Here is a 2,858-nt window from a genome sequence, read left to right on the forward strand (position 1 = left end):
CGTAATCCTCAAACAGGTGAAGAAGTAGATATTCCTGCTTCGAAAGTGGCTGCTTTTAAAGCAGGAAAAGAATTAAAACAAGCTGTTAAATAACATCGTATATTTGCAAAATTGTATAAAAATTTATGTGTTGATTCCAAAAGATTGAAACTTAGTTTTATACATTAAGTATTCATCTTTGCTTATCTCTTTCACTTTTATACCTACCAATATATCATGCTTATTCAGTGCCCCTTAACAAGGATAAATATTTTAAAGTCTCAAAGTCCATTTCCTCTTTAAGGTAGAACTTTTTATAATTTATTCATAAGGGAGCTAATTTGATGTTAAAAGAAATCGAAATGTTGAATTTGGGAATTAATTTATGTAAACAGATTAAAGATTTATTAGAAGAAATTGAGCAGGAAAATTAAGGTGAATATAATATATAATCAAAGGAGCACAAACCACATGCGGTTTGCGCTTCTTTAAATAATAAATACCAATAAAAGTAAAATGAAAAATCCACCAATAGATTGACAGTTTAATGCTTTATGGTATTAAGTTAGCTTATCATTATCGATAACTTGTCTGGCGTTAAGTGGTTTTTTGAAGGTAAATAAAATTCAATTCATACACCATTAGGTGAGAATATTTATTCTAACGTATCTATGATTAAATTCAAACTAAGAAGTGCTTGTTCGAGGTTTGATTTTACAGTTATTTTACTAAAATTAATTCCAAGTTGTATCATGGTCTGAGCAACTTCAGGACGGATACCAATTAACATGGTTTTTACCCCAAGTAAATCTAATGCCTCAATGATTTTAAAAATTTGATGGGCAACCATAGTGTCCACAATCATAACACCAGAGAGATCAAATAGAAGGTGAGATAACTTCAATTCATTTGCTTTCTTCAACGTTTCGTCTAGTAAGAGAGTGGCTCTTTCCGTATCTACCTCTCCAATTAGAGGGAGTATGGCAATTCCTTTTGTGATAGGGACCATAGGGACGGATAATTCAAGGAAGGCACTCTTTGCTTTTTTTAATGTTTCATGATGGAAATTAACATAAGTCAAACTAAAAGCATAAACAGCTTTATCTAATAAAGGATCAATAATCGAGCTTAATTCAAATGCCGTGTCTATCGGCATGTTGTGTTTTTTTATTTCTTCTTTAAGTACTTCCCATATAAATTTCCGATAATAACTTGTGGTCTCTAAAGCCTCACTCAGAGAAACCCCTAGATTTGATGCCAATTCTCCTGACTCTTTGCCCCATTTCAATATTCGATCGAAACTTGTATTTTGATCGAGGTTTAACATGATTGCTTCTCCAAAATGGTTGATGAAGTTTGCTCTCATTTCAATAATTTTTTCATTTGTAAGATTGAAATTTCTTGTTTGTTTAAGGTCTACCATTCTATTTGTATGTACTTTATGCGCAATTTCATACTTTTTTTCTACGATTTTTTCTCCTAGAAAGTGCAAATTATTCATTGAATTTTGTCCTCCGATCTTACCTTATCTAAAAAGGTAATTTTCATTATTTTAACATTTAAAATATGAGCTACATAATTAGATTTTTTAGATAATTTGATTGTTCCTAAGGTAGTAAGAGTCATTGTTATTAATTCTTTAATTTCAAGAACTCGCTTTATAGTAACTAGCTCTATAAACTACAAATAAAGCTAGCTGTGTTAAGCTAGCTTTATATTTTCATGGCGTTTTTCTATAAGTTTTCAACTGCTTGTTTATCTTTAAGCAATTCTTCTTTATTCTCTTTTATTTTCTCCAATTTTGAATTTCCATAAGATTCTCTTCAAGGTCTTTTGCAAAAACAATAGTTATAATACCAATATCTCGATATTTTTTCAACTACCTTCTCCACTTTTGTTACAAAAAACATAACTTCATGATTGATGATACTAGAAGACGAAAAGAAATGATTTATTAGTAAGAAAACCTCACAAAGTGCTCAAGTGAAAAAGTCCGAATAAGGGACACTTTTTATGTAGTGACCCTTATTCGGATTATAGTTCAACTCGTCCAGGTATTTTTTTATTAAAATTGAATGATTTTATCGTATGGATATTCAATTTTTATCGAGGTTTGGTCTTTTGTTATTCAAATTCACACGCGATTTTTTATTGTCTACGAGATGCTTAATTTCTTTAAAGCTTACAAACCGTTTATTTTGTTGATCTAAAAGTCGAAAACGAAGGGACTTCAAGCTTGTGCTTAGTGTAATGGTTGTTGCTTTCTGTAATGGTGGCGTAGACTCATGCGCCTTTTCTAAATTATAGTTGGGAACTCTTGGAGCCAAATGATGTACATGATGGAAACCAATATTACCTGTTACCCATTGTAAAACTTTAGGGAGCTTGTAATAGGAGCTACCATCAACCGCAGCCTTCACGTAATCCCACTCTTCTTCTCTTTCAAAGTAGGAATCCTCAAATTGATGCTGTACGTAAAATAGCCAAATTCCAAGTGAACCTGCTACAAAAAGGATGGGAGCTTGAACGAGCAGAAAAGCTTGCCAACCAATACTCCAACATAAAAGTGCATACACCGTAACAATTGAGAAATTGGTCAAATACGTGTTCAAACGTTCCTTTCTCTTCGCGTCTTTTCGATTCAATCGGTTAGAAACGAAGAAAAGATAGATGGGACCTAAGCCAAACATAACAATTGGATTGCGGTAAACTCGGTAAGCTAACCTGCCCCAGTAGGAAGCTGCAATATACTCATCAACTGTCATGACCCACACATCACCAGTTCCTCGTTTATCTAAGTTGCTGCTCGTAGCATGATGAATCGAGTGGCTTCGTTTCCACTGTTCATACGGAAACATGGTGATAACCCCACTGATTGT

Annotated in this window: 3 protein-coding genes; 1 reads left to right on the plus strand and 2 read right to left on the minus strand. The window is 33.0% G+C overall.

Annotated elements, in window-relative coordinates; all coding sequences use genetic code 11:
* Positions 1-93: HU family DNA-binding protein (locus ACFX4W_RS04695; RefSeq protein WP_377559055.1), on the plus strand; the 93-nt coding region annotated here is incomplete at its 5' end.
* A gap of 541 nt (positions 94-634) precedes the next feature.
* On the opposite strand, the gene ACFX4W_RS04700 is transcribed toward ACFX4W_RS04695, so the two are convergent.
* Complete coding sequence (locus tag ACFX4W_RS04700) at positions 635-1,480, minus strand: STAS domain-containing protein (RefSeq protein WP_377259708.1); 846 nt, start codon at positions 1,478-1,480, stop codon at positions 635-637.
* Positions 1,481-2,075: 595 nt separating this feature from the next.
* Positions 2,076-2,858: fatty acid desaturase (locus ACFX4W_RS04705; RefSeq protein WP_377559271.1), on the minus strand; the 783-nt coding region annotated here is incomplete at its 5' end.

Source organism: Priestia sp. YIM B13489, assembly GCF_042787645.1.
GTDB lineage: Bacteria > Bacillota > Bacilli > Bacillales > Bacillaceae_H > Priestia > Priestia megaterium.

What these genes read in the sequence shown, in the direction of transcription:
- ACFX4W_RS04700 (WP_377259708.1), bottom strand. Translation starts at nt 1,480, where the DNA reads ATGAATAATTTGCACTTTCTAGGAGAAAAAATCGTAGAAAAAAAGTAT.